General features: G+C 62.2%; 25 protein-coding genes and 2 pseudogenes. 6 read left to right on the top strand and 21 right to left on the bottom strand.

Annotated elements, in window-relative coordinates:
- Positions 1 to 195 (top strand): hypothetical protein (locus C8J40_RS20625; protein ID WP_132898443.1); only part of this gene is annotated, 195 nt, incomplete at its 5' end.
- Positions 196 to 371: 176 nt separating this feature from the next.
- Here the strand turns inward: C8J40_RS20625 and C8J40_RS20480 are convergent.
- Both C8J40_RS20480 and C8J40_RS19500 read right to left on the bottom strand, forming a co-directional pair.
- A complete protein-coding gene (locus tag C8J40_RS20480; RefSeq protein WP_165911545.1) occupies positions 372 to 512 on the bottom strand; it encodes a hypothetical protein in 141 nt (46 codons plus the stop codon).
- Positions 513 to 521: 9 nt separating this feature from the next.
- Complete coding sequence (locus C8J40_RS19500) at positions 522 to 779, bottom strand: hypothetical protein (RefSeq protein ID WP_132898444.1); 258 nt, start codon at positions 777 to 779, stop codon at positions 522 to 524.
- A 52-nt stretch (positions 780 to 831) separates the two neighbouring features.
- Between C8J40_RS19500 and C8J40_RS20485 the strand changes: the two genes are divergently transcribed.
- Positions 832 to 975, top strand: a complete 144-nt coding sequence (locus tag C8J40_RS20485) for a hypothetical protein (RefSeq protein WP_165911546.1) — start codon at positions 832 to 834, stop codon at positions 973 to 975.
- 2 nt (positions 976 to 977) lie between these two features.
- On the opposite strand, the gene C8J40_RS20490 is transcribed toward C8J40_RS20485, so the two are convergent.
- The 3 genes from C8J40_RS20490 to C8J40_RS20495 form a co-directional block, all read right to left on the bottom strand.
- Positions 978 to 1376 (bottom strand): PilZ domain-containing protein, encoded by a 399-nt coding sequence (locus C8J40_RS20490; protein WP_165911547.1) that lies wholly within the window; start codon positions 1374 to 1376, stop codon positions 978 to 980.
- A gap of 7 nt (positions 1377 to 1383) precedes the next feature.
- Complete coding sequence (locus tag C8J40_RS19505; RefSeq protein WP_165911548.1) at positions 1384 to 1953, bottom strand: GAF domain-containing protein; 570 nt, start codon at positions 1951 to 1953, stop codon at positions 1384 to 1386.
- Positions 1954 to 2355: 402 nt separating this feature from the next.
- Positions 2356 to 2817 (bottom strand): hypothetical protein, encoded by a 462-nt coding sequence (locus tag C8J40_RS20495; RefSeq protein ID WP_165911549.1) that lies wholly within the window; start codon positions 2815 to 2817, stop codon positions 2356 to 2358.
- 457 nt (positions 2818 to 3274) lie between these two features.
- Between C8J40_RS20495 and C8J40_RS19510 the strand changes: the two genes are divergently transcribed.
- The gene (locus tag C8J40_RS19510) at positions 3275 to 3484 is read left to right on the top strand and encodes a hypothetical protein (RefSeq protein ID WP_132898446.1); all 210 of its coding nucleotides are present in this window, start codon (positions 3275 to 3277) and stop codon (positions 3482 to 3484) included.
- An 88-nt stretch (positions 3485 to 3572) separates the two neighbouring features.
- Here the strand turns inward: C8J40_RS19510 and C8J40_RS19515 are convergent, their stop codons facing one another.
- The 8 genes from C8J40_RS19515 to C8J40_RS20500 all read right to left on the bottom strand — a co-directional run bounded on the left by C8J40_RS19515 (position 3573) and on the right by C8J40_RS20500 (position 14562).
- On the bottom strand, positions 3573 to 3929 hold the full coding sequence (locus tag C8J40_RS19515) for a hypothetical protein (protein WP_207901307.1): 357 nt from the start codon (positions 3927 to 3929) through the stop codon (positions 3573 to 3575).
- 125 nt (positions 3930 to 4054) lie between these two features.
- Positions 4055 to 4786 (bottom strand): DUF3800 domain-containing protein, encoded by a 732-nt coding sequence (locus tag C8J40_RS19520; RefSeq protein WP_132898448.1) that lies wholly within the window; start codon positions 4784 to 4786, stop codon positions 4055 to 4057.
- 120 nt (positions 4787 to 4906) lie between these two features.
- Positions 4907 to 5368, bottom strand: coding sequence for a DNA translocase FtsK (locus C8J40_RS19525; protein ID WP_132898449.1), 462 nt, complete (start codon positions 5366 to 5368; stop codon positions 4907 to 4909).
- Between the two features lie 40 nt (positions 5369 to 5408).
- On the bottom strand, positions 5409 to 7271 hold the full coding sequence (locus C8J40_RS19530; RefSeq protein WP_243693515.1) for a DNA cytosine methyltransferase: 1863 nt from the start codon (positions 7269 to 7271) through the stop codon (positions 5409 to 5411).
- Positions 7272 to 7519: 248 nt separating this feature from the next.
- Positions 7520 to 8695, bottom strand: a complete 1176-nt coding sequence (gene uxuA / locus C8J40_RS19540) for a mannonate dehydratase (protein ID WP_132898450.1) — start codon at positions 8693 to 8695, stop codon at positions 7520 to 7522.
- Positions 8696 to 8807: 112 nt separating this feature from the next.
- The gene (locus C8J40_RS19545; protein WP_132898451.1) at positions 8808 to 9605 is read right to left on the bottom strand and encodes a FadR/GntR family transcriptional regulator; all 798 of its coding nucleotides are present in this window, start codon (positions 9603 to 9605) and stop codon (positions 8808 to 8810) included.
- A gap of 369 nt (positions 9606 to 9974) precedes the next feature.
- On the bottom strand, positions 9975 to 13163 hold the full coding sequence (locus C8J40_RS19550) for a TonB-dependent receptor (RefSeq protein ID WP_132898452.1): 3189 nt from the start codon (positions 13161 to 13163) through the stop codon (positions 9975 to 9977).
- A 1192-nt stretch (positions 13164 to 14355) separates the two neighbouring features.
- Positions 14356 to 14562: a hypothetical protein gene (locus C8J40_RS20500; RefSeq protein WP_165911550.1), complete on the bottom strand. Its 207-nt coding sequence runs from the start codon at positions 14560 to 14562 to the stop codon at positions 14356 to 14358.
- On the opposite strand from C8J40_RS20500, the gene C8J40_RS19555 reads away from it, so the two are divergent.
- Positions 14561 to 14875, top strand: coding sequence for a hypothetical protein (locus tag C8J40_RS19555; RefSeq protein WP_132898453.1), 315 nt, complete (start codon positions 14561 to 14563; stop codon positions 14873 to 14875). The two genes, C8J40_RS20500 and C8J40_RS19555, sit on opposite strands and share 2 nt — an antisense overlap.
- Before the next feature lie 69 nt (positions 14876 to 14944).
- Here the strand turns inward: C8J40_RS19555 and C8J40_RS19560 are convergent, their stop codons facing one another.
- The 4 genes from C8J40_RS19560 to C8J40_RS19575 are packed head-to-tail and all read right to left on the bottom strand — an operon-like array spanning position 14945 to position 17223.
- The gene (locus tag C8J40_RS19560) at positions 14945 to 15376 is read right to left on the bottom strand and encodes a DUF1178 family protein (protein ID WP_132898454.1); all 432 of its coding nucleotides are present in this window, start codon (positions 15374 to 15376) and stop codon (positions 14945 to 14947) included.
- Entirely contained in the window at positions 15373 to 16200 is an 828-nt protein-coding gene (locus tag C8J40_RS19565) for a carbon-nitrogen hydrolase family protein (protein ID WP_132898455.1), read from the bottom strand. Before C8J40_RS19565 ends, C8J40_RS19560 begins: the two co-directional genes overlap by 4 nt.
- Positions 16200 to 16454, bottom strand: a complete 255-nt coding sequence (gene grxC, locus C8J40_RS19570; protein ID WP_132735451.1) for a glutaredoxin 3 — start codon at positions 16452 to 16454, stop codon at positions 16200 to 16202. Before grxC ends, C8J40_RS19565 begins: the two co-directional genes overlap by 1 nt.
- A gap of 31 nt (positions 16455 to 16485) precedes the next feature.
- Positions 16486 to 17223 (bottom strand): ComF family protein, encoded by a 738-nt coding sequence (locus C8J40_RS19575; RefSeq protein ID WP_207901309.1) that lies wholly within the window; start codon positions 17221 to 17223, stop codon positions 16486 to 16488.
- Positions 17224 to 17313: 90 nt separating this feature from the next.
- On the opposite strand from C8J40_RS19575, the gene C8J40_RS19580 reads away from it, so the two are divergent.
- Positions 17314 to 18156 (top strand): class I SAM-dependent methyltransferase, encoded by an 843-nt coding sequence (locus C8J40_RS19580; RefSeq protein WP_132898456.1) that lies wholly within the window; start codon positions 17314 to 17316, stop codon positions 18154 to 18156.
- Here C8J40_RS19580 and C8J40_RS19585 read toward each other — a convergent pair whose 3' ends face one another.
- The 4 genes and pseudogenes from C8J40_RS19585 to C8J40_RS19595 all read right to left on the bottom strand — a co-directional run.
- Positions 18157 to 18549 carry a response regulator gene (locus C8J40_RS19585; protein WP_132735457.1) on the bottom strand — a complete coding sequence of 131 codons (393 nt, stop codon included), beginning with the start codon at positions 18547 to 18549 and terminating at the stop codon, positions 18157 to 18159. It lies immediately after the preceding gene.
- A 64-nt stretch (positions 18550 to 18613) separates the two neighbouring features.
- Positions 18614 to 20290 (bottom strand): ATP-binding protein, encoded by a 1677-nt coding sequence (locus tag C8J40_RS19590; protein WP_243693516.1) that lies wholly within the window; start codon positions 20288 to 20290, stop codon positions 18614 to 18616.
- A 21-nt stretch (positions 20291 to 20311) separates the two neighbouring features.
- Positions 20312 to 21067, bottom strand: a pseudogene (locus tag C8J40_RS20870) (tetratricopeptide repeat protein); the annotation flags it as partial.
- Positions 21068 to 21093: 26 nt separating this feature from the next.
- Positions 21094 to 21495 (bottom strand): annotated as a pseudogene (locus C8J40_RS19595) (EAL domain-containing protein); the annotation flags it as partial.
- Between the two features lie 64 nt (positions 21496 to 21559).
- Here C8J40_RS19595 and C8J40_RS19600 point away from each other — a divergent pair.
- Positions 21560 to 22441: transposase (locus C8J40_RS19600; RefSeq protein ID WP_132898458.1), on the top strand; the 882-nt coding region annotated here is incomplete at its 3' end.

Genomic DNA, 22441 nt, shown 5'->3' on the forward strand with positions numbered 1-22441 from the left:
GTTGACACCGTTGCCGTTCGTCTAGCGCTGCGGTGCCTTTGGTCGCACTGCCCCGAACGCTGGCCTCTCGTGATGTTCTGGGAAGGTGCCCAGCAGGATAACGAGATCGGCCGTAGCCAAAGCGTTACCGCTTCATTTAACGGGATCGTCCGCCAGCTGCGGCGATCCGGTGTCTATTCGGAAACCAGCCCGTAGCTATTGCGGGACCGCATCTTCGATCGCGTCAACGGCGTTCGCCACCCTCCGCCAGTCTTGAACCGCTTCCATGTCGCCGAGGACGTCGCATAGCTGAGAGATGATGTAGTCGGATGCTCCGGCTCCATGTTCCGCGAAGATCGCGCCCGCCCGAACCCACACGTCGCGATCGCTCATCATATGTCGAGGTTACGCCGCTCGATCTCGGCGAGCAGCGCGTTGGCGACCATGTCGTGAACGCCACCCGTCGTCTGCTGGTATGCCCGTAGCAGGTCGGCGTCTGCCATTTCGCTGGGCTTGGGTGTCGGCTCGTCCATTCGTGGAGCCTATGCGCGGTCGACCGACTCGGGCAACTCAATCGCCGAGGAACCGGATCTATCCGTAAGCCGGCCTTGCGGCTTCCAGCGCGCCATCAGCGCGCGGACCAGCCCGCCCTCGTGAAAATACTCGCGAAGCAGCCGAGCGGACTTTTGACGGTCTCGATCCTCGGCTCGCTTGCCGGCAACAATCAACCAGGATCCCGCGCCGATAACGACCGCGAGCAGGCCACCAGAGACAACCAAATCGAATACGCCGAACATCATGTATCGGAGCCTATGGCTTTCCCGGGCCTGCGCAAGGCCGTAGTGTATCTGCATGGCCGAACTCACCACCTCCATAGTCGGCATAGACTTCCCGAACGAGGACGCGAGCAAGAGCAACAGGAGGATGGAGTGCATGATATGCGTCCTGGGTGACCTGGTCGAACTGCGCCTCGAGCCGAAGAACCTGTTCGACTGATTCTATTCGCCATCCTGGGGTGGCGGATGCACCGGGACATTTAGAGCGATAATTCGCTCAATGGCATGCTCGGAAATTTCCTGAGCGGCCTCTAGTCCAAATTCGCCGAGATATGACCATGCAACCCAGCCAAGGTATTTTGGTAGACCTGGAATAGCTAAAACAAGCGATCGGCCTATCGTTACGCCATAGGTTGCCTTTACTCTGAATCCACGAGATGAGACGTCTCTGACAGTCGCGTGAACGACATTCCCCGATGGCGTGATCAAATGCGCGTCAACGTTGACAGGTTGCCGGGACGAGTAACGGCGATCGGCAACATTCGGAGAAATATCGCTCGCAATCCTTCGATAAATGTTCATTTGATCGCTGCCCAAGGTTTGGGCAAACGGTGCAACCAAGAGAACGTCATAGCCACTGCCTATTCTGGCGAGCCTTGTCTTCCTGACCGCCGGCGGCATAAGTTTGCTTGCTTATGTCGTGCAGAGTTGCTTCTGCTTCCCTCTGGAGATATTTTATTCGCTCCTTGGCATCCGCCGGAATGTTTTCACAAGGATACTCGTCAAAAGCGCACAGCGCCCCGAGAACGGTACCGTTCTCGTCAAGGAGAGGCGCGCCGATATAGAATCGGATTCCCTGGGCTGTATCAACGAACGGGTTACCCGCGAAACGCTCGTCTGCGCCAGTGTCAGGAACGATTGTTAGCTCGTCTGGGTATAAAATGGCATGCGCGCAGAAAGACTTTGACCGACTGTACACGCCAGCTTGGAAGCCAACTGCCGACAAAACGTACGTTGAGTCTTGATAAACTATCGTTATTGCTGCGGATTTTACATTTAGGATAGACTTTAGTTCGTTCAATATTGGCTTTAGCCTATCGATATGCGGACTATTAAGAATCCTGCTTCTTGCAATAGCATCTTCGCGCTCTCGCTCATTTTCCGGTTTATCCGCTATCGTATAGAGCGAGAACGACATTTTGCATCCTGTACTTATTTGCCCAAGCGAGCAGATAGGTAGCCTCAGCGTCCGTTTGCCCAATGAAATACGGTAAAGAAGAATAACTAAAGAAGCGTTAGGGCCGATAGGCAAATGAGTGCCAGATGCAGTTGCCGCGCGAGGCCGAGTGGCGGCCGCGCCCGGCATTCTTAATAAACGCCGAAGCTGGAGGGCGCCGAGGTTACGGCGCCTCTCACCCGACCAACGGGAACGCGGCCTATATCCGGATCCGGTTCGGAGGCGGGTTGCCTACCCTGCCACCGCCCGTCCCTGACGTTGAGAAGCGCCCGCCTCCCCGCCAGATGCGGCCGGCGCAGCGACCGGTGTACGATCCCCATGCGTTCTATCCCGACGAAGACGGGCCTGAATGGGGAGCTTAGCCTATCTGCCTGACGAAAATGCCTTTGCCTCAGCTGGGCTGGCCTGGCGCGGGCGGTTCTCCAACTCGGGAAGGGTGAGCTTGGGGCTCTTGGTCGGCGCCCGGCGTACACCAGTCTCCGATCGCAACGCATCGCTTGCAGGCGTCCTCGGAGCCGGGGCAACTTGAGGCTGCGTTGCCTGATCGCTGACCGACTTGACCTCCAGTGCCGTCACCCTCTGCGTTAGAAGTTCAAGGTCTATCTTTTCAGGTGTGGCCTCGAGGGCGCCGACTTTGCGTTCGAGCTCATCAATACGCTTGTTCGCCGCGGCGATCCTGATCTCAGCCTCCATACGATCAACATCGCCCGCTACAGGGTCTTTGACTACACCATTCTCTGATGGCGGCGCCTTAGGGTCCCGGTCGCAAGCTCCCAGCGAGGTCAAAATCGCGAACGACAGGACGGCTATTGAAGGGTGGCGCATGACCCTTGTTTAGTGCCAGCCCCAGGCTAAGTCAGGTAGATTCGCTGAACAATTCTGCCAGAAACACGCGCTCTATCCTGATGAGGAAGGGCCCGAGTTCGGCGCATAGGAAGATCCGATCACCATCTCGTCGGTGAGATCGAAGTGAGCCGCGCATCCTTCACGAAAGCCAGCCATCCACTCCGCAAAGGCTATCGACCCTGTAAAATAGCGGCAATCCCGCGACACCCCGCCTGCCCGACCAACGTCCTCCCCCTCGATGAAATATATCGATGCGCGCGACGGAACGCCTGGATCATTGCGAGGGGGCATATCGCAGCATATCGTCGCCAGGGGCTGGGTGCATAGACCTATCGCCTGCCTCGATTGCTTACAATTCCGACCAAATCGACCTTAGTTACCCGCGAATCGGGTCCCCATCTCTGTCGCGTTAATCTCGACGCGCTAGATAGCCCGCATGCTGTTCCCGCCTGATTTCAATCTGATCGACCTTGAGGCTGCGCGGCGGCATCACATTATGCTGGCGACATTGGCCGTAACCGTACCGGTGATGGAGCTTCACATGAATCTCGCCCAGTTTTACGAGGAGCGATTAACTGCGCTTCTGCAAATTACGGGGCGGCCTGCGCATTGGGGTGATTGGCAAATGCAGCTTGTCGACGGCTGAGACGACGGGGCCGGCGACGAAACCGCGATAGCATCCCAACGCCTATCCTGATGAGGAAGGGCCGGAGTTCGGGGCGTGATGGCACATATCATTTGGCTCGAATCCTGTCGGCAATTGCCGGTCCTATAGTGGGCCCGAAGAAGCTTATCGCAAAAATGAACAGCATGCCGACGCTGCTCAGCCACGTGTAGAACTTTGTTGTCGAGTCGTTCGCAAGCATAATCAATTGCCGCTTCTGCTCGAAATTGAGGCCGTGATCTTTCACGATCGCAAGAACGACCTGTGACGGGTCGGGATTACCTCCGGTAAGCTTGCCGATCACTACCGTTGCAATCGATCCGGCTACGGCAGCCGCTACCGGGATCACTCCAAAAAGAACGAGACGTTCTCGCCGCGATTGTTGCTCCACTGGCACCCCTTCAACCGACCAAATTAGTTGATCCACCATCGCTATAGCAAACTCGCGGCGGAAGCCTTGTCCTTACTTTACAAAGGTAAGGCATCCGTGAGCTAGCACGCGGCGGCGTTACGGCTGGTGCGTCGGCGACCTTAGGGAAGCCGCTGGTCACCTCAGTTATGGATACAGTTTATGCATCCGCATTGCTCACCTGCGGGGACCCTGTGTACCAAGCCATACCTTATGCCGCCTTGGCTATCGAACGAGTTGCGTATGACGTCAAAGTAGGTCGCGTCTCCGAGTTCGAAATATCGACGCGCCGAATGTGCTACCAAATCCGCACATTGTATCAGGCGTGTTGCCTTTGAATTAACAAACAGCGGAACTTCGGCAAGATTGTACAACTGCCCCCAGCGGTGGCCTGCGGTACGGAACTGGGTAGCAAGGGCCTGCAACGACGTTTCATAGGTGGTTTCGTCTAGGACGATTAGCCCGCGCTGGGTGTTACCGCTTTTATGGAACCTTCCTAGCATGCGATCGAAGCGGCTTGCTACGTGCTCGAATGCTAATTCCATAGGGTCGTCGTCACCCGCCGCCCCTCTGTGAACGGCAGCACAGAAAAGTCGCGTGTCTCGGCTCTGTGCGATGTAAGTCAACGCCTCAATGTAAGCGGCTTGGCGCTCTTCGCGCCTGATACCCCGCCACTGCTTCTTACCTGAAAAGATCTCAGTGCCATGGAATTCCAGACCGGCGGGATTGTCCGGCCATAGACGCTCAGCCAGCTGATCCATTTGACGAGAAAGAGTGTGGCCGGCCCTTTCGAACACGCTCAACCCGGCAAGGACAATATGACGGTCCTGAGCATTCTTTACCGAACCGGAGTCGTCTAGATAAAGCAGATGCATACCGATGAAGGCAGCCGGGCGAGGCACTAGGCCTCAGCGAGCCGCTACGGCGGCTCTCCCGACTACAAGACAACGATATAGCCGTATTGATTAATGGATCAATACCAAGAGTGTATCTTCTCAGACGTTGGCGTGTTCCAGATTGAAGGTGTCGCCAGCATGCCGGAGAAGGCTCTCTGGCTCGTCGATCGGTAGCACCATAAGTGCCCCACGCTTCGCGACGTCGCCGCCCACGCCGCCCGCGAAATACTCCCCGCTGGCGACGACGTACGCGTCGCACTGGTAGCGCCGCGGGTTCTCGAGGGTCGTCACGTACTCGGTCTTCATCGCGAGGGTTTCGCCGTACCAGAACAGGCCGGGCGGGCACTCATTCAAAGTGACGCGGTGATCGATCCGATTGTCGCCTAGCACCTCCCGACGCCCGACAAGGTTCGGCGGGCTGACGATACCCTGCGCCTCCATGCGCTCCATGTATCCGCTGGCCTCGTGGTACCCGATCTTCAGGTATCGCTGGAGGCGCGAGGTCGAACCGCTCTCGCTCTCGATCACGGACGCCACGGCTTCTTCAAAACGATCGGTCATGGTCTCGCGCTCCTGAGGTTGGGATTGAGGGTGTCGATGATCATGCGGCAAGCTCCGCGGCGGCGGGCTGCTCGTAGTTCGCACGGACCAGCGCGGCGGCGAGCGGCGGGCACACCGAGTTGCCGCACATCCGGATCTGCGCCGTCTTCGTCAGAGGCTTCCCGCTCGGACCGATCGGATCAATGACATAGTCGGCGGGGAAGCCCTGCGCGGCGAAGAGCTCGCGCGGCGTCAGCATGCGCATGCCGATGTCGACGATCTGATACGGCTCGCCCTGGACCATCACGAGCCCGAAGCGATCGCGCGTGGTTACGCTGCCAAGCGGGGCGTCGATGTCGTGCCCCTCGTCGCTGCTCTCGCCCCCATAGTATTTCAGCAGGAACGCCCGCACCTCGCCGACATGCAGCCCGCCTGCGGTGATCGCCGGCACCGGCTCTTCGACCGATCCGTCGCGGCGGTCCGATCCCTTCAAGCTGATCAGGTGCGCGGCGACCACGCCCTGATGCGAGCCCGTCGTGGTGACGGTCGACATAGGTTCTTCGGCGCTATGCCCGGCGTGAATGCCGCCATGAGGCATAGTATTGTGCTGCGCGAGGAACGCCGAGACCAGCGCGTGCTTGCCCCCGCCCGCGACGACGGTGCCGAGCGGTGCCTCGATGTCGAGCGCGCGGGGCGCTTGCCCTTCCCGCTCGCCGTAACCGGTCTGCACCATCGTCGCGGCAACGATCCCGAGCGGTACGTTCCCGCCTGGCCGCTTGATGTAACTGTTCGAAGTGATCGTATGCAGCGGCTCGTCGGCTGCGTGCCCCACCGAGCCCTCATGGAACTTGGTGATATGCGCGGCGACGATCGTGTTTTGGTCCTTGGTCGACGCACAGATCGTGTGCATCGGGTCCTCCACGCTACGGTTGCCGCCGCCCTGCTGAGCATACGAGACGATCGGCACGACCAGCGCCTTCTCGCCGCGGTTGGCCCCGGTGATCGTGCGGAAGGGCTCATCTACGCCCTCGGTCCTGTCGGACGAATCGTGATGCGTCAGGTTCACGATGAACGGCTGCGCAGCGTTAATCACGTAACGCTGGATGCCCTTGGCGATGCGCGCCATCGTTGCGTCGGCGAGCGGGCGCTTCACGCCGATGGCGCGGCCCTCCTCCTTCGTAAGGAAGATCGACGGGCACGGGATCGACCAGTCGATGCATTCGGCGGCGGTCCGGTACGGCGCGGGCGTGCCCGGCCCGTTGGTCTCTGCCGGCCAGACGATCGGCAGGCCATCGCACCGCGCGATCAGGCATAGGCGCTTGCGGATCGTCGGCGTGCCGTAGCGCGACGCCTTCAGCACCTTCCACTCGACCTTGTATCCGTGGCGCCGGAGCGCGGTGACCCACTTGGCGAACTCCTCGCCGTTCCGGCCGGGGATGCGCTTGCCCTCATCGTCGAGCGGCCCCCAGGTCAGGAACTCCTCGACGTTCTCGACCTTGATCACGGCCGGCTTTAGCTTCGGCCCGAGGCGCTCGACCCACGACACCACCACCCAAGCGAGGTCGCGGATACCCTTCTCGCGCGGCTTCCCGCCGCGGGCGTTCGAATGATGCGTGCAGTCGGGCGAGAACCACGCGAGCCGGACCGGCTGCGGCGTCCCGTCGATCGTCACCGCGTCGATCGGGTCAATGCTCCAGATGCTCTGGCAATGGTGTCGCGTCCGCGGATGGTTCGCGGTGTGCATCGCGATCGCTTCCTCGTCGTGGTTGATAGCCACATCGATGTCGCGACCGGTCGCCGCTTCAATCCCGGTGGAAGCTCCACCCCCGCCCGCGAAATTGTCGACGATGATGCCGATCGAATAATCCCGATAGAACGGGATGGCGGCGGCGATCACGCCGTCGAGCATGTCCGGGGTCTTCATGCTGCACGCTCCAGCACGGCGCGCGAGCAACCTTTTCCCCCTGGTGCATGATGCACCTTGATCCCCCTATGTTCACGGGAAAGACCGGAACAAACAGGGCACTTAACGGCGCAAATCCGCCGTTTTCCCTCGTGGCCGATGACAAGCGGCCGGTTTCCTAAACCGTAGGCCGCGTGTTCAAATCTCGCCGGGGGCACCAGCCGTAGATCGTCGACGACCCGCTGCATTCGACTGGCCTTTCCCAGCGCTCAAAGCCGAGCGGTGGCCTGGTAGGCGAGACCCGCTTCCAGTCCGCGCAACTCCGCCAGGCCGCGCAATCGTCCGATCAGGGAATAGCCCGGATTGGTGCGCCGGTTGAGATCGTCTGCCATCTGGTGACCGTGATCCGGTCGCATTGGCAGCGATCGCCCCGTGCGCGCCTCCAACGCGATCAGTTCGGACATGATGGCCGGCATGTTCGCATCACCCTCGAGATGCGCCGCCTCGTGGAAGGCACCGTCGGGCTCGCGTTGCACCGATCGCAGATGGACGAAGCCGATACTGTCACCGAGCCGCCGCACCATGCCCGGCAAATCATTGTCCGCGCGCGCGCCGAACGAGCCGCTGCAAAAACACAGGCCGTTCGCAACGGAGGGCACCGCCGCCAACAATGCGCTCACGTCCGCCTCGGTGCTGACCACCCGGGGCAGGCCGAAGATCGGGAATGGCGGGTCGTCGGGATGCACAACGAGTCGGATCCCCTCCGCCTCGGCGACCGGGCAAACGGCCTCCAGGAACGCGACGTGATTGGCACGCAGCCGCGCTGCATCGACCTCGGCATAGGTTTCGATCTGTTCGAGCAACTGCGCCGAGCTGAAACTCTCTTCGCTCCCCGGCAGGCCAGCAATGATCGTCCGTTCGAGCGTTGCGCGTGCCGCATCGTCCATCGCCGCGAAACGCTCGCCGGCGATCGCGACGATATCGGGGGCATAATCCGCCTCGGCGCCGGGACGACGCAGGATGTGGATGTCGTAGGTGGCCAGCGCATGGAGTTCGAACCGCAGGGCACGCGCGCCGTCCGGCAGTTCCCAGCTCAGGTCGGTCCGTGTCCAATCGAGCAACGGCATGAAATTATAGGTCACGACCTCGATGCCCTGCCCGGCAAGGTTTCGCAGACTGGCGATATAGGCTTCGATCAAACGGTCCCAGTCACAGGAATGCGTCTTCAACGCTTCCGCAACGGGCAGGCTCTCGACCACTTTCCACGCCAGCCCGGCATCCTCGATGATGCGGCGGCGCGTGGCGATGGCATCCATGGTCCATATCTCGCCATTCGCGACCTGATGCAGCGCCGTGACGATCCCGGTCGCGCCGGCTTGGCGGATGGCATGAAGAGGCACAGGATCACTCGGGCCAAACCAGCGCATGGTCTGGGTCATCGTCATTTGGCAGCTATCCCCGTGCTAAGATCATGGCGAGCGCGACGCATCCCCCGTAGCGGTTGATAGCAGCTACGCAATTGGTCTGACAACTTCTTACCGCCACCTTGCGAGGGCATTACGATGGCGCAATGCCGCCATAGCGTTGCCTGGTCTCGGCAAGCGCGAGCCGCGCCTGCTCCATCGCCATTTCCTCGGTCTGGAACAGCAGATGGTCCATCACCGACGTCAAGTGCGCGCGCATCGCCGCCCGTGCGCCGACTGCGTCGCGGGCGCGCAAGGCATCGACGATCGCAGCATGTTCCGCGACCACCGGCCGCACCTTGGCGTTGCGCGCCTTGGCATGGAGCAGCGCGCATTCGGGAGACGTCGATCGGAGATGCCACAAATCCTCGATCGTCCGGACGACACCGGCGTTCCGGGTCGCCTTCGCGATCGCCATGTGGAAGTCTCGGTCGGCAATCTCGGTGACTTCGGCGAGCAGGTTTTCGGTCGTCATCGCATCGACCAGACCGTCGAGCACGCGCACCTCCCCATCGCTGATCTGAACCGCCGCCAGGGCCGCCGCTTCGCCCTCGAACATGATCCGCGCCTCGGTCAGCTCGAAGGCGGTGATCGCGAAACCGGGCTCTTCCCCCTGCCCCGGCAACCGGCAGACATACGCCCCGGAACCGACCCGCACTTCTATAAGGCCCTGCACTTCCAACGCGATCAGGGCTTCACGTACCGCTGGGCGGCTTGCGCCGTAATCGATCGCCAGCTCTCGCTCCGCGGGCAGCCTGTCGCCAATGGCATAGGTTCCGATCGTCAACTGCTCGACCAGCTGCCGCGCAATACGCTGATAAAGCCGGTCATTGGCCGGAGGATCATAGGCTCCCACCGTGGACAGTGTCTTGCGTGCTGCAGCTTTCGCCATCGGACTTACCAATCGATCGTATTCAGCCAAATGCTACATCGTAGGCAGCGGCGTGGAAAGACATCATCGCGTGCGAGTCGCCCTTGTTCCAGGCTGCTGCGCCGCGCCTCGGCCATCAGATGGCTCCGCGGCGTGCGCGCAGACCGTGCCCGGAAACGCTCTCACCCCGAACCCGCGCTTGTGCCAGTCAGACCGCACCGCGGCGGACAAGGCCGAGCCAATTATGGTACGGCGCGCGATCGTCGGGCGGGGCGATCGCGGCCGTGGCGTCTCGTCGAATAGACGACGGGACGATCGGATCACGACCGCCCCGCGTATCGACTAGCCCGTTCACAGGCTAGCCCGTCTACAGACTAGCCTATCCGAAGACTAGAACGTGCCGCGCAGACCGACCAGGAACTGACGACCCGGCTTGTACTGCGTGAAGGTCGCGTTCTCGAACTGGAAGTACGACCGCAGCGTCGCGTCGGTGAAGTTCGCGACGTTGATCGTCAGCTGCGGCGCACCCTTCAGACCGAAGATCTTGTCCAGATCGAACGACGACGAGAAGTCGTACGTCGTATAGTCGGTGCCGAACAACGCCGCCGCCGGGATGCCATTCTGCGCCGCGCCGCTGTTCTGCGAGCCTTCGCGCGAGGTCGTCGACACGCGCAGCATCACGCCGTTCTTCTCGTAATAGCCGGTGATGTTGTAGGTGAACGGGGCCACGCCGAACGCCTGGGCCGGACCATCGCTGCGCTGATCGACGACGGTTGCGTTGGCGTTGAAGCCGAAGCCGGTGACGCCGATGTGCTTGGTGATGAAGTCGAGCGGCTGGACCCACTGGAATTCGAGGCCGTTGATGGTCAGCTTGTTGGGTACGTTCACCTGCGACGTGACCTGCACCTGCGCAGCTGCCGGACCGCCACGCGAATTCAGCGCGATCTGCTGCGTCGGGTTCAGCGTGTCGTACGTGATCCCATACTGTGCCAGGTTCGAGAACGGCACCGTGCTGATGAAGGTGTTGGTGAACCCCTCGATCGACTTGCGGAACGCGTTGAAGCTCACGACCCCCTCACGGCCGGTGTAATATTCGAAGCCCAGATCGAGGTTGGTCGAGAGATAGGGCTTCAACGCGGGGTTGCCGATCGTTGCCTGATCCGCCGACGGCGCACCGAAATTGACGCCCGGCAGCTGTGCAGACGGATCGGGGCGAGTCATCGTTCGCGAGCCCGCGACGCGGACCACCGCATGCTCGCTGACGTCATAGGCGAAGGTCGCGGCCGGCAGCCACTTCGCATAGACGTTGCGCGTCGAGACATTGCTGACGAGGTTCGGATAGCGGCTGCCGTCGGGCAGTGCGGCACCGGTCGACGTCGTGTTGCGCGGATCGGGCAGCGACACGCGCCCGGTGATCGTCTGGATCGTGTTGACGTAGCGCACGCCGACGTTGAACCGCAGCATGTTGCCGCCCAGCTCCTGCTCGCCATTGACCGTTGCGAACGCCGATTTGACGACTTCACGGATCGCACCGCCGCTCGCACCCGTGTTGGCCGCGCCGGTCTCCGGGGCATTGTCGTGATACTGGTCATAGTTGCTGGCGGCCGCGAACTTCGGCCAGTCGACCGTCACGAACCCTGCCGGTCCCGGTTTCAGATACGTCGGCACCGCCGAATTCGGAATGAGCGAGCCACCATAGGTAACTGGCCCCGTCATACCCGCGGTCGATCCGGTGCCATAGCCCGGATAAGTCGGATAGCCGGCCGGCGCCGCGCCGGGCGCGTTCAGACCTTCGCAGGGCGGCTGTGAGTTGGGCGAGCCGACGAATACGCTGGGGTTGTTGCCACAGACCGCATTCTGCCAAGCCTGGCTGTTGTCGTACCCGCGGATCCGACGGAACACGTCGTCGAACGCGCCGCCGACCTTCAGATTGAGCGCCTTGCCGCCCCAAGTGAGATCGCCGCGCCCGCCCTTACTCGTGTTGAGCCGCCGCTCGTCCTGAATATTCACGCGGCTTCCCGCATTCCAACCGAAATTGGCGGGATCGTTGAGGTCCAGCCCGCTCTCGATCGTCGGGATGCCTCCGGTATTGGTATAGGTGACCGTGTTGCCGACACCCAGCGGCGTCGTCAGTCCCACCGAAGGGCTTTCCCGGTGGAACGTGGAGCGCGCGTAATTGCCCTGAAGGTTGAGCTTGAGCGTGTCGGAGATTTCCCACTCGCCGCCAGGATTGATGCTGAAGAGCTTCGTCGTCTCGGTATAGGGACGGAATTCGTTAAAGAACTGCGCGTTGGCGAAGGTGCCGCCGGTGACGACGCAGCCGATAGTGCAATCCGCCTTATCGAACGTCAGGTTCGTGGGAATGACCGCGCCATTCCGCACGATCCACGCGACGTTCTCGCGGATCAGGTCGTTCTTCTTATAGCCGTACAGGCCATCGACATAGAAATGCAGCGTATCGGTCGGCTGCCACTCGGCGCTGACGATCGCATTGAGACGGTCGCGTGGACCGCGGATGCTGGTCGAACGACCGAGGCGCGGCAGCAACGCGTTGTCGATCTGCTGGATCGTCGCACCCGGGTTGTTCGCGAGCAGGAACGCACTGGTGATCGGCGTGCCTGCCACCAGACCAGCACCGGCGCGGACGGGCACGACTGCCGGGATTGTCCAATTGCCGCCGCCGGTCGTGTTGCACCCCGACGCCGCACCACATTGCGAGGCCGTCAATGCAGGATTGGTATAGCCAATGGTTTCGAACCCGCGCGTGTCGGTAAACAGACGCTGCGCCGACACGCCAGCGAGGATACCGAACTTGTCGTTACGCCAGCTACCGATCAGCGAACCACGCGCGCCGATCCGGTCCTCGGGCGACTGCTTGGTGCCCTGAACGTTATACGCGAGGAACGAGGTAGCGCGATCGAACGGCCGCGCCGACCGCAGATCGATATTGCCCGCCGCACCGCCCTCGAGAAGATCAGCGGTATAGCTCTTGTTGACCGTGAGCTTGGTGAACAGGTCGGTCGGGAAAAAGCTCAGATCGACCGACCGGTCGGTCCCTTGCGCGTCGGTCGCACCCGACGACGCCACGGCGATCGTCGCGCCGTTGAGCGTAACGTTTGTAAAGTTGGAGCCAAGTCCCCGGATCGCGACGTTCGTCCCCTCGCCAGTCACGTCTCGCGTAATTGTGATGCCGGGAATGCGGTTGAAGGACTCGGCGATATTCGTATCGGGAAACTTGCCGATGTCTTCTGCAAAGATCGAATCGGTGAAGCCAGTTGCCGCTCGCTTTGCATTGGTCGATTTGGCGAGGCTGGAGCGATACCCGGTGACTACGATGTCGGCGCTGTCTGCCGCGTCGATGGTACCCGGCGTCTGATCGGAACTTGGCAACGTCGCGGCTGGCAATGCCGTCGTGGATTCTCCTGCGGCGGCCGGGGCATCTTGCGTCACGGGCGGCAATGGATCCTGCGTCGGCGGGATGGTTTGAGCGCTTGCGATGGTAGAACACAGCGCCGCCATCGTCGTCGCGCACAACAATGCCGCGCGCGTCAGACGAGGTACCGTTTTAAAAGATGTCATGGTCGGGGTCCTCTCCGAAACCTCACCAACCTTGTGGCGAGAAAGCCTAATTTGGTCGTCGGGCGTGGGGACGTGCGTCAGGCGTCGCGGAGCGCGAAGCGCCACGGCGTGCCATATGCTGAAATTTGAATCGCCAACCGTCCAACTCCCGATCACGCCCGTCTGAAGCAGGCTATTGATAGCGGTACCTTAAGACGAGTGGTCGCCGAGTCAAGGCATTTCGGCATGGCCAATTTTCTCTTCACCGGGCTATCACGGCCATATTCGACAGGCCGATGGTATAATGCGGTATTACCAATATGGTCGGCACGTCGTTCGTCGTAGGCATCAGGTCCGCCGGGCGTCTCGGCTAAGGCCGTGCTCGCATTGATGCGCGACGAAACGCGCCACTTGGCGTCCAGAGTAGCAACGCACCATATCTTTTAGGCTATGTGAGCGCTCACACCTGTTAGACCAGGTCGAAGGAGCGCTTTAGCAGCGAGCAGTCTGGATCCGCCCGGATGTCGAACGCATTCAGCACGGGCGTAACAACCGCAGGCGCGATGCTAGGATACTCTTAACGGGCTGGTGTCGGTACCTTCAAGGCGGCTACCGCGTTGCGTCGTACGGTCGATCCCAAAGCCTCGGTAGATGCTTCGAGACCGTGCATCGAGAGATAGGTCTGACAGGCGTTGCTCGTGCGGACTTCGCGCTTGGCTTTCTAGCTCCGCCATCGAAGCCTTGGCCTGTCAGCCTGGACCTAGCTGGATTTCGCTCTACCGAACTGCCACCAGCGACGCGGTGCGCGTAGATCGAGTCCGCGCGATGTCGATGCACGCCCAAGATCGCGTGTCAGCGACCGTAATTGACGATCGTTCAGCGCGACCGAGACTCGCGTGAGGCGCCCCGCTGCATAATCTGCGGCCGTCCCGGCAACCTGAATCGTCAGCATGATGCCGTTGCTCGAGGGAACCCTCTTCCAGCCAACCAGTGCACCCGTCACTTCGACAGACATAACTCTCTCCACGTCCCCCAACCCGACCGGCGATGCCAAGGCCTGCGTTCGGAACGCGGCGATGGCGGATCGAGTAAAGGATTGTCAATGCAGCGCATTCTGGGGTGCATGCAATGGCGAAGTCTAACCGCGGGGCAGATACGCTACACGCCCCGCGGCGCGGTTTGCATACCGTCGCGAAGGTTAACGCATTATAAATTATCGTATGTCGCCCATCAATTCCGCGTGGCCTGTCTGCGTCAGGCGCGTTCGACTCCTCCCAGCATGGCGTTCGCGGCGGCCGTCGTCACGGTAGCTGGCAAAATCGCCATGCTGGATCGGCGGGGTTTGCAATCGTTCGTTCGTAAACCTTTGCGCAATCGCCTTAATCAGGCAAACGGCTCCGATGATACTGGTCTCGCTCATGCTGGCGCTGGCTCTCGCGCCTCCACCGTCAAATGGTACCCCACCGGCCAAGGCTGCCTGGGAAAGCTGCCTTCAGACATTTGCGCAAGTCGAGAGCCTCGGTTCGAAGAGCGACGTCACGATAGCGGTCGGCGCGTTGGCGGCGTGCTCATCCGATCGCGATCGGTACACGAAATCGCTGATCCGTGAGGCCGGCGCATCGCCGCAGACCGGTCAGACAGCCATCGAACGTGCGCAAAAACAGATCGCAGCCGATCAACGCGATCTGACTATCCGGCTTCTGAGCTTTATCCGGCGCGCTCGACGCACGTAGCATTCGCGCACCGGAACGATCGCAATTATTCCCGTCATCGGCCTCACCCGCAAAGATCGGCGGCGACGCTCAGTTCAGCTTTTCGGGCGGCGCGATCGGTAGCGGCAGCGGCGTGATCGCTATCCCATCGTCGACCAGCGCCTTGGCATCGGCAAGACTGGCCTGACCGTGGATGGTCGCCTGTTTCTCCTCGCCCAGATGCATCGCACGGGCGCGTTCTGCGAATGCCGGGCCGACCCATTGCGAGGATTTGAGCGCTTCGGCCTGTCGGGTGGCGATCAGTTTCATCACCGCCTTGACCGCATCCGGCGTCGGCGAGTCGGGCGTCCTGTTGCCCTTCGCTGCAATTGCGGGTGCCATCAGCGCCTTGGTGATGTCGGCGCTGTCGCAGAGTGGGCATCGGACCTGGCCTGCGGTGCGCTGATCTTCATACGCGCTACTCGACCCGAACCACGCCTCGAAGACGTGGCCGCCGCCGCATTTCAGATCGAACACGATCATCGGACGATCGTGACGGGGGGTATCGGCCGGCGGTGTTGCAGCACCGGAATACGCGATCGGACCGCGTCGACTTGCGCGGGATCGAGGTCAACGACGGCGAGACCCGCAACCTCTGCCATGTCCAGGATCACCTCACCCCAAGGGTCGATCACCAGCGAATGGCCATAGGTTGTGCGCCCGTCGGCATGGGTCCCGGTCTGCGCGGCGGCGACGACATAGGCTCCGGCCTCGATCGCGCGGGCGCGTAACAGGACGTGCCAATGCGCAGCCCCGGTCGGTTGCGTGAACGCAGCAGGGACCGAGAGGATCGTCGCGCCCGCATCGCTGAGTGCGCGGTACAGGTCGGCGAAGCGCAGGTCGTAACAGATCGACGCACCGACCCTTCCCGCGGGCGTATCGACCACCACTGCCGTGTCGCCGCCGACATAGGCGGCGGATTCGCGCCAGCTTTCGCCCGACGGCAGGTCGACGTCAAACAGATGCAGCTTGTCGTAGCGCGCCCGGACCACCCCCGCCGCATCGATCAGAAAGCCGCGATTGGCGAACTTGCCGTCTGGGCGCCGTACCGCAAGTGACCCGAGATCCACCCAAATGCCCGTCTCCGCCGCCGCCCTGCGCACCGCGGCCAGGACGATGTCGGTATCTTCGGCAACGATAGCGGCTCCGGCTCGCGCACGGTCGCGATCGATCAACCCGGACATTTCGGGCGTGAACAGCATCGTGGCGCCCTGTCCCCCCGCGGCGCGGATCGCATCGACCAGCGTAGCGGCGTTGACCGCGGGATCGATCCCGCTGGTCATCTGAAGGACGCCGATCCGTGGCATCAGGCGAGCAGCGGGTCGAGGCCACCCTTTGCGTCGAGCGCGGCGAGGTCGTCCGAGCCGCCGATGTGCTTACCATCGATAAAGACCTGCGGCATCGTCATGCGCCCGCCCGATCGCTCGACCATTTCCGCCTTTTTCGGGCCGCCCATCGTGACGTCGAACGTCTCGGGCTCGACACCCTTAGATGCGAGAAGTTTCATCGCCCGCGAGCAATAGGGGCAGAACTGCTTTATGTAGATTTCAACTTTAGCCATTCGTCGGAAATGTGGTTCGATGCCGCTCTTGTCAATCGTCACGGTCCGCCGACAGCACGCGCGCCCAGCATAATATCGTGACGGAGCGGGCACCTGCGCGCAGCAGAACGCGGGTGCACGCGTCTGCGGTCGCGCCGCTGGTGTAGACGTCATCGACCAGAACGACGGTCTTGCCGCGCACGCGTTCGGCCGCCTCGATCGCGAACGCACCCGCGACGACCCGAGCGCGTTGTCGCCCTCCCAAGCCGCGTAAGACGACGGTGCGACGCGGTCGGACGAGTACGTCGCGGTCCTCTGGGACGGCACTCAATTTGGCCAGGGCCTGCGCGATCAGCGCCGCCTGGTTGAAGCCGCGCGACCAGATCCGCCGACGATGCAGCGGGACTGGGACGAGCAGGTCGGTCTCAGCCGGGATCAGCCATCGCATCCGCAACGCCATCGTCTCGGCAAAGGCCGTCCGCCCACCATATTTCAGGCGAAGCGCAAGACTGCGGGCGACCGGCCCATAAGCTACGGCCGCGCGCACGCCAGCATGGCACGGCGGATCGCGCAGGCACGCGCCACAGCGCGCATCGGCGCCGCGATCAAACGCGAACGGACGATTGCATCCGGCGCACCAGGGGGGCGCGATGAAGCGCAGGCTGGACCAGCATACCGCGCAGAACCTGTGATCCTGCGCGACCGGGTCGCCGCACCCGGCGCAGCGCGGCGGCAACGCGGCGTCGACGATATGGCGTAGCACGCTCGGCAGTTTGAAAGGCTGGTTCAAGCGCGGTTGCAAAGGCAGGCCTCCTTTTCCGGGGCCGCTGTTTGCGCCGTACCCCTTGTCGGCGATGCCGGTGCGCGGCACAAGCGCCCCGTGTCCGATCAAGCCCCCGAAATCTTCGACCGCGCCGCGCGGCGCCACCGCCGCGATCGCGCTGCGCCCAGCTATGCCGAGCACGACTTTCTCCGCGCGACGATGCTCGACGGGATCGCGGAGCGGCTGGAGGCCGTGACGCGGTCGTTCGCCGATATCCTCGATCTCGGCTGTTTCGATGCCGCGTTTCCGGCGCCGATCGGTGCGCGGATCGCGCGGTGCGATCCAGGCTATGCTTTTGCCGCCAACGCAAACGGCGTGCAGGCCGATGAAGACCGGCTGCCGTTCGCCGATGCCAGCTTCGACCTCGTCGTGAGCGCGGGCGTCCTCGACCAGGTCGACGACCTGCCCGGCGCGTTGTCGCTGATCCGGCGCGTACTGCGCCCCGACGGTCTCTTCCTTGGCGCGTTCGTCGGCGCCGGCAGCTTGCCTGCCTTGCGCGCCGCACTCCGCGTCGCCGAGGCTGACCGGCCGGCGGCACGCTTACATCCTCAGATCGACGTCCGCTCCGCCGGCGACCTGCTGATGCGCGCGGGCTTTACGCTGCCGGTCGCGGACGTCGAGACGCTCGATGTCGGCTACCGCGATCTCGGACGATTACTGGGTGATCTGCGCGGGATGGCAGCAAGCAACATGCTCAAGCAGCGCCAACCGATGTCGCGTGAAATCTTCGGGCGGACGCTGGCCGCATTCGGGGATGCCGCCGACGACCGCGGCCGGACGCACGAGACGTTCCAGATCGTGTTCCTGACCGGCTGGTCCCCCGACCCGTCGCAGCCAAAGCCGGCACGACGGGGAAGCGCGACCACCTCGATGACGGACGCGCTGAAGTCTCGAGGCTAGCTAGCCGATCATCCCTTCGCCTTCGGCATCGCGCGCCAAAATCCGGCCCATCGCGTCGAACAGCGAATCCATCGCCACCGGTTTGAAGATCACGTCATCCGCGCCGGCGACGAGGCAGCGCTGGCGAAGATCGGGGGCGATGTCTGCCGTCACGACGATGATCGGCACGCGGCCCTTGGCATCGTCCCGCGCGCGAATGTGTTTGATCGCCGTCACGCCGTCCATGCCGGGCATCCGCAGATCGACCAAGATCATCGCGAAATCCTGCTCGTCGATGATTTCCAGGCCGCGTTCGGCGCTTTCCGCTTCTACCATCGTCACGCCGGCGACATCGAGCATGTCCTTCACGACACGTCGGTTCATCCGGTCGTCCTCGATGAAGAGAACGTTCACCATCGCCTCGTCGATAGCAGCACTTGCGAGGGAATTACGGCGGACATAATCGTGCATCTACGCTTTATGCGGCGTTCGACACAAGGACGGGATGTTCGAGGTCCTGCGGGGGCGACTCGCCATAGATCGCGCGCACCAGGGCGGCGCCGCTGACCGGCTTTGCGATGACCCTGGTCACCCCGGTCGCAAGCAATTCGTCCTGCTCCCGCGCGGCCGATACAGGCCATAGCAGGCTCGTTTCCGCGCCGGCCGACCGCGCCGCCTGCGCGATGATACGCAGATCGGCGAGCGGGTCTTCGCCGAGGCGGACCGTCGCATCGTCGATCAGGACGTGCGCGATCGGACCTTCCGCCAACCGCTCCACGGCGGCGTCGGCCGATCCCGCAAACGCGATCGTTCCGGCACGCGGGGCCAGCAGGGTCTTGAACATGCTGCGCGTGATCGGATTGCGATCGACGACCAAGGTAACCGCGGTACCGATCGCGACCGGAACGACGACCGGCGCGACCGTGGCGGCACGGACGAACGGCAGGACCAGCGTGAAGGTCGTGCCCTGCCCCTCGACGCTGGCGACCAGGACATCGCCGCCCATCGCCCGTGCGAGGTTGCGACAGATCGCCAATCCCAGCCCGGTTCCGCCAAACTGACGGGTGGTGCCGGCATCGGCCTGCGCGAAGGACTCGAAAATCTGTTCGAGCTTGTCGGCAGGGATGCCGATCCCGGAGTCGGTGACCGCGATCCTCAACCGACCGTCCTCGGCAACCTCGACGGCGAGCACGACGCGGCCACGCTTGGTGAATTTCAGCGCATTGGACAGCAGGTTGAAGACGATCTGCCGGATCCGCACAGCGTCGCCGATGATCATCGCGGGGCAGCCGTTGAGCGCGATCTCGAACGTCAGGCCCTTGCTGTGCGCCTGCTCTTCCCACATCCGCGTCGCGTCCATCACCGTCGCACACAGATCGAACGGCGCCGCCTCGATCGTCAGGTTGCCGGCCTCCATCTTCGCGACGTCGAGAATATCGTCGACCAATGCGCGCATGGTCAGGCCGGCATCGTGCACGACACCCAGCCGATCGCGCAGCAACGGCGATAATTTGGCGTCGGCCAGCATGACCTGGGTCATGCCGAGAATACCGTTGAGCGGCGTGCGGATCTCATGGCTGGTGGTTGCGAGGAACTCCGTCTTGGCCGCCAGCGCCTTGCCGAGCGCACCGTTGGTGATCGCCAGGTCCGCGTTTGCCGCACGGACCAGATTGCGACTGCGGCGGATGGTGAACAGGCCGATCGCCAGCAGCGCGATCACGATCGCGACCGCCGCCGAGATACCCATGAAGACATAGCGCTGGGTCTGCACCCGTGCGCGTTCGAACGCGATGCCGCGCCGCAGTTCGTCGGCGCGCAACTGGCTGATCTTCAATTCCTGGTTCGCGAAATCGAACCGCGCCGCCATCAGCGCCGACTTGGTACTGGTTGCGACTTTCGTCGCATCGTCGTCGATCCGCTTGAGCGCCTGCAGATGGACAAGCGCCGACTTCGGATCGTTCGCCGCAAGAAACACGTCATACGCAGTCTGATGGATGTCCTTGGGCGATATGCTTGTTCCCTCGGGCCCCAGATCCGCCAGCGCCTTAGTGATAAGTGTTACGGCACGCGGAATTTGTCCGCGTTGCAGTGCCAGCTGTGCCGAAATAGCAATGATGCCCGCCCTCAGTCCGGATGTCTCACGGTCAGCCGTCAACAGCAGGCCTTCCCGAATTGCCTGTTCCGCGCCAGTCAGATTTCCCGACGACAATTGAAGCAGGGCAAGGTTCGCATATATCTGAGCAACCAAAGGAGCACTTTTCAACTCCTTGGCCAGTGATAATGCTATTTTGAATTCGACGAGAGCTTGCTTGTATTGTTTTAACTCACCAAACGCCGTCGCCCGATTATTATAGACTGAGACCGACAGACTTGGATCGGTCTTATATATTTCGATGGCCTGCTGGTAATATTTGAGCGCGGTATTTTGATCCATCGCCTCGGTGTACAACCACGCGATAAAAATCAGCGCCATTGCCTGTCCGCGATTATCACCCATTTTCCGGTAGCGAGAAAACGCCGTCTGATAATCGGTCAACGCCGCTCCAGCGCGTCCTTGGCTACTTTCGGCGCCGCCACGCGATAGCAATATGTCTGCATACAGCTTGGATTGCGGGGCACTCGCAGCCGCCTTCGCCAACGCGCCGCCGATCAATATTCGCGCTTTTTCCGGATTTCCGGTTCGGAGATACGCTTCGCCTTGCAACCACTGGGCCGTGGCGATCGAAATCTCGCGAGTTCCGGGATTGCGGATCGATGCAGCGATAGTCTCTGCGGCAGCGGCCTTTGATCGAGCTGCCTCCGAATCAATCAACATCGCGCCTTTGGCGTCGGCTATCGTCTGATCGAACCGAGCCTCAGCCGACACTTTCGCGGTCTGTGCTTCACAGGGCTGGCCAACTCCAAGGCCGAACAGCAGGACATTCGCGGCCATTCCGATCCAGAAGGCCGCACGCCTGCTCAACCCCGCTTCCACACGGTTGCAAGACGGTTGAACGGCGCACGCACGTCCGCCGCAATGGCAAGGTGCTTTTCGTCTGCCAGGAAGTGGATCAGCGCGTCGAGATTGATCGGGCGGCTGATCAGGAAACCCTGGATCATGTCGCACCCCATGACGGACAACAGCGCCATCGCCGCCTGCGTCTCGACGCCTTCGGCAACCACTTCCATCTCGAGTGCATGCGCGAGGTCGATCGTCGACCGGACGATCAGCGGGTCGCGGTTCGAACTCGTGAGTTGCGTAACGAACAGCTTGTCGATCTTCAGTTCGCGCGCCGGCAACTGCTTCAGATAGGCCAGCGACGACAGGCCGGCGCCATAATCGTCGATCGCGATCACGATCCCGATGTCGGCAAAGATCTTGCAGACTGTGTGAGAACCCGGTCTGAGGATTCCCGTAGATCGCGGCGCATGGTATGTTTGTGGCATGGCGCATCTGTCTGGAACGGACCGCTCGCAGCTCCTGCTGCTGCCCGAAGCGGTGGATGATTATGTCGGACCGGATAATCCGGTCAGGTTCATCGAGGCCTTTGTTGACGGGCTAGACCTTGGGTCGGCGGGGTTCGTCCGTGTACAGCCCAAGGCAACGGGCCGCCCGGGCTACGATCCGGCTGATCTGCTCAAGCTGTACATCTACGGCTACCTGAACCGGATCCGGTCGAGCCGGCGCCTGGAAGCCGAGACGCACCGCAATGTCGAGGTCATCTGGTTGCTACGGCACCTCAAGCCGGATTTCAAAACCATCGCCGACTTCCGCCGCGACAACCGTGCCGCCTTCAAGACGGTGTTCCGCGAGTTCGTGGTGCTGTGTCGTCAGCTCGATCTGTTCGGGCGCGAGCTCGTGGCGGTCGACGGCACGCGCATCAAGGCGGTCAACAACAAGACCCGGAACTTCACCCGGCCGTCGCTCGCCAAAGCTATCCAGGATGCAGACGAGAGGCTCGCCGGCTACATGAAACGGCTCGACGAGGGCGATGCCGACGAAGACCGCACGCCGGGCGGCGGTTCCGGCAATGGCGATGGCAAACTGGCCGAGAAGATCGCCGCCATTCAGGGCAAGCGCGATCGTCACAAGGAGATGCTCGCCGAACTGGATCGCACCGGCGCCGACCAGATCTCGCTGACCGATCCGGACGCCCGCGCGATGGCGCGCATGACCAAAGTGGGGGTCGGCTACAACATCCAGCTCGCCGTCGACGTGAAGCACAAGCTGATCGCCGAGCAGGCGGTGAGCAACCAGGTCCTCGACCTCGGCCTGCTCGCGCAGACCGCGACAGCGGCAATGGAAGCGCTTGGCGTCGAGCGGATC

The organism is Sphingomonas sp. PP-CC-3A-396 (assembly GCF_004343105.1).
Classification (GTDB): Bacteria; Pseudomonadota; Alphaproteobacteria; order Sphingomonadales; family Sphingomonadaceae; genus Sphingomonas.